Source organism: Agromyces humi (assembly GCF_009720255.1).
In the GTDB taxonomy this organism is placed as follows: Bacteria; Actinomycetota; Actinomycetes; order Actinomycetales; family Microbacteriaceae; genus Agromyces; species Agromyces humi.
Window position 1 is genome coordinate 1 of the sequence record NZ_WJSP02000319.1, and the last position, 4,315, is coordinate 4,315.

Sequence of the window (4,315 nt, forward strand, 5' to 3'; positions counted from 1 at the left end):
GGCGCGAGCTGCGCAGTTTCGCGATCGAGTTCGGAGAGACGATGCGGGCGCTGCCGTTCCAGCTGCCCGAGAACTTCCTGCTCGTCATCCGTTCGATGTCGCTGACCTCGGGCCTCTGCAGCTCGAATGCCGTGTGGGTCGTGCGCAGGATCGCCGAATGGGCGAGGAGGTTGCCGGGCTTGATGCGCGAGCTGACGAGCGACGTCCCGTCGCGCCCGCGGCGGTGGCTGCTCGCATACGGCCTGTCGTCCCTCCTCCTCGCCCTGCTGCCGATCGCGGCGTTCGCGACGGGCGGAGCCGTCATCGCCCTGGGCATCGCGGGCTCGTCCAGCCTCGCCGAGGCGGCCCTCAGGGCACTCGCCTGGCTCGTGCCGGCGACGCTCGTCGCGGGGGCGGTGTTCGCCGGACTGGTGGTCGTCTCCGTGCGGCTGCTCGCGATCGGGCTGCATGAGGGGCGGCATCCGGTACGCAGCCGCATCGGGTGGCAGGCGTGGACCACCGAGCGACTGATGGACGCCTCGCGCACCATCCTGTTCCCGCTGTACTCGAGCCTGTTCACGCCGGTGTGGCTGCGCGTGCTCGGGGCCGAGGTCGGTCGCGGGGTCGAGGCGTCGACCGTGCTCCTCATCCCCTCGATGACGACCATCGACGACCACGCCTTCCTCGCCGACGACACCATGGTCGCCTCCTACGAGTTGCAGCGCGGGTGGATGCGCCTCGAGCGCGCCCGCATCGGCAAGCGCGCGTTCCTCGGCAACTCGGGGATCGCCTCTGCGGGGCACCGGCTCGCCAAGGATGCGCTCGTCGCGGTGCTGTCCGTCGCCCCGGCCAAGTCGAAGGCCGGGACGTCGTGGCTCGGCTCGCCCCCCGTGCGCCTGCGGCGTGCGGCGCTGGAGGGCGACGAGAGCCGCACCTACCGGCCGCCGCGGCGCCTGCGCGTGGCCCGCACGCTCTGGGAGCTCTGCCGGATCATCCCCGTGTTCGTCACCTGCGCGATCGGGCTCGGCGTGCTCTTCACCCTCGGCCTGCTCACCCTGGCGTGGGGCGCGTTCGCGGCGCTGCTCCTCAGCGGCGTCGTCATGCTCGCCGCCGGCGGCGTGGCCGCGCTCGTGTCGACGGTCGCGAAGTGGGTGTTCGTCGGGCGCATCCGACCGGGCGAGCATCCGCTGTGGTCGAGCTTCGTGTGGCGCACCGAGGTGTCGGACACGTTCGTCGAGATGGTGGCCGCGCCGTGGTTCGCGCGCGCGGCGGCCGGCACCCCCGCCCTCGCCGCCTGGCTGCGCACCCTCGGTGCCCGCATCGGCCGCGGCGTGTGGTGCGACAGCTACTGGCTGCCCGAGGCGGATCTCGTGACGCTCGGCGACGGATCCACGGTGAACCGCGGCTGCGTGGTGCAGACGCACCTGTTCCATGATCGAATCATGAGCATGGACCGGGTCACGATCGAGCCGGGCGCCACGCTCGGGCCCCACAGCGTCATCCTGCCGGCCGCCCGCATCGGGGCGCACGCGACCGTCGGCCCCGCGTCGCTCGTGATGCGCGGCGAGGAGGTGCCCGTGGGCAGCCGCTGGAGCGGCAACCCCATCGGCCCGTGGCGCGCCGTGCGCATCGCCGACTACCGCGCGCAGGTGCGGTGATGCACGCCTCGGAGATCGGCGCCGACTCGGCGGGCGACGCGTACCTGCCCCAGAGCGGCAACGGCGGCTATCGCACCGTGTCGATCGCGCTCTCGCTGCGGTATCGCATCGCGCGCAACCGCCTCGACGGCACGGCCGAGCTGCTCCTGCACTCGAGCCAGCGGCTGGCCCGGTTCAGCCTCGACCTCGTCGGCCTCTCCGCGTCGGTGGTGCGGGTCGAGGGGCGCCGCGCCGACTTCCGGCAGGTGCAGGGCAAGCTGCGGATCACGCCCGAGCGGCCGATCGAGGCCGGCACGGAGTTCCTCGTCGTCGTCGAGTACGGCGGAGCCCCGAAGCCCCGGCGCACGCGGGCCTGGGGTGCGATCGGCTGGGAGGAACTGGCCGACGGGGTGCTCGTGGCGTCGCAACCGTCGGGTGCGCCGACGTGGTTCCCGTGCAACGACCACCCGTTCGACAAGGCGAGCTACCGCATCCGCGTCGAGACGGATGCCGCGTACACCGTCGTGGCCAACGGCGAGCTCGAGGACCAGCGGGTCGTGAGCGGCCAGGGCGTCTGGGTGTACGTGCAGCGCGAGCCGACGGCGAGCTACCTCGTGATGCTGCAGATCGGCCGGTACGTCAAGCAGCCGCTCGTGTTCGACGGCGCCGAGGGCGCGGTGTACTTCCCCCGGCCGCTGGAGCGGCGCGTCGCCGCCGACTTCGCACCGGTGCCGCGGATGCTCGCGACCTTCGAGGCGGCCTTCGGCCCGTACCCGTTCGAGCGCTACGCCGTCGTCGTGACGGCCGACGCCCTCGAGATCCCGCTCGAGGCGCAGGGCCTCGCGGTCTTCGGGGCGAATCACATCGACGGCCACGGCGGCGAGGAGCGGCTGATCGCGCACGAGCTCGCCCACCAGTGGTTCGGCAACAGCGTCGGCCTCGCCCGCTGGCAGGACATCTGGCTCAACGAGGGCTTCTGCTGCTACGCCGAGTGGCTGTGGGCGGATGCCTCGGGCGCGGCCCCGATCGACCGGATCGCGCGCGAGCACCACGCCCGCCTGTCGCGGCTGCCCGAGGACCTGCTCATCGGCGACCCCGGCGCCGCGGGCATGTTCGACGACCGCCTCTACAAGCGAGGCGCCCTCACCCTGCACGCCCTGCGGCTCCTCGTGGGCGACGACGCCTTCTTCGCGGTGCTCCGCGAGTGGACGACGCGGCACCGGCACGCCACGGCCACCACCGCCGACTTCATCGCGCTCGTCTCCGAGCTCACCGGGCGCCGGCTCGGTACGTTCTTCGAGACCTGGCTCCACCGTCCCGAGCTGCCGCCGCTGCCGCCGGCTGCGCCCCTCAGCCCGGCGGCGGAACCGGGCCGACCGCGACGCTGACGAGGCACCCGGCGACCCGTCGATCGATGACGCGATAGGGCGTCGGCTCGCCGGCGATGCGCGCGATGCACTCGAGCCCGAGGCTGCCGAGCCGCGGCTCCACGACTTCCCGTGGTCGTTGTTCCCGGGCGGCTCGACCGATCTCGACGCACCGCCGCGTGCGCCCCGAAGCCTGTAACCCCCTGAAGGAGTACCACCCCGTGCACCACCCTGCGGACCTGAACATCGGCATCGTCGGCTTCGGCGCGCGCGCCTCGCTCTGGCGGGAGGCGCACCGCCCCGGAGAAGGCGCCCGCGTCGTCGCCGTGTGCGACCTCGCAGAGCGCTCGCGCGAGGAGGCCCGGGCGGCCCTGCCGGAGGCATCCGTCACCGCATCGCTCGACGAGCTGCTCGCCATGGGCCTCGACGCCGTCATGGTGCTGACCCCCGACCACCAGCACGCCACCGTCGCGATCGCCGCGCTCGAGGCCGGCGTGCCCGTGTTCTGCGAGAAGCCGCTCGCGGTCACGGTCGAGGACGCCGACGCGATCCTCGAGACCGCCCGCCGCACCGGCACCAAGCTCTATGTCGGGCACAACATGCGGCACATGCCCGTGGTCGTGCTCCTGCGGCGCCTCATCCTCGAGGGCCGCATCGGCGAGGTGAAGGCGGTCTGGTGCCGCCACTTCGTCGGCAACGGCGGCGACTACTACTTCAAGGACTGGCACGCCGAGCGGTCGAAGACCACGGGGCTGCTGCTGCAGAAGGGCGCGCACGACCTCGACGTCATCCACTGGCTCGCCGGCGCCTACTCGACCGAGGTGCAGGCGATGGGCTCGCTCACCGTCTACGGCGGCATCGGCGACCGCCGCGACCGGTCGGGCGAGCGGATGCGCGACTGGTTCAGCCTCGACAACTGGCCGCCCACCGCGCAGACCGGGCTGAACCCCGTCATCGACGTCGAGGACCTCTCGATGGTCAACCTGCGGCTCGGCAACGGCGTGCTCGCCTCGTACCAGCAGTGCCACTTCACGCCCGACTACTGGCGCAACTACACGGTCATCGGCACCGAGGGACGCATCGAGAACCTCGGCGACACCGCCGGCTCCGAGGTGCGCCTCTGGAACCGTCGCCACCACGGTGCGGCCCCAGCCGACGAGACGTTCATCGTGCCCGCCGCCGTCGAGGAGGCCGGCCACGACGGCGCCGACGCGCTGCTCGTCAGCGAGTTCCTGCGCTTCGTGCGCGAGGGCGGGCGCACCGAGACCTCGCCGGTCGCGGCCCGGGAGGCGGTCGCGGTCGGCATCCGGGCCACCGAGTCGCTGCGCAGCG

At 72.8% G+C, this 4,315-nt stretch carries 3 protein-coding genes; all 3 read left to right on the forward strand.

The genetic code is table 11. The features are described from left to right. Positions 1-1,637: Pls/PosA family non-ribosomal peptide synthetase (locus GH736_RS18065; protein ID WP_328596900.1), on the forward strand; the 1,637-nt coding region annotated here is incomplete at its 5' end. After that, positions 1,637-3,004, forward strand: a complete 1,368-nt coding sequence (locus GH736_RS18070) for a M1 family metallopeptidase (protein WP_159605805.1) — start codon at positions 1,637-1,639, stop codon at positions 3,002-3,004. The genes GH736_RS18065 and GH736_RS18070, both read left to right, overlap by 1 nt. A gap of 200 nt (positions 3,005-3,204) precedes the next feature. Continuing rightward, positions 3,205-4,315 (forward strand): Gfo/Idh/MocA family protein (locus tag GH736_RS18075; protein WP_235934429.1); only part of this gene is annotated, 1,111 nt, incomplete at its 3' end.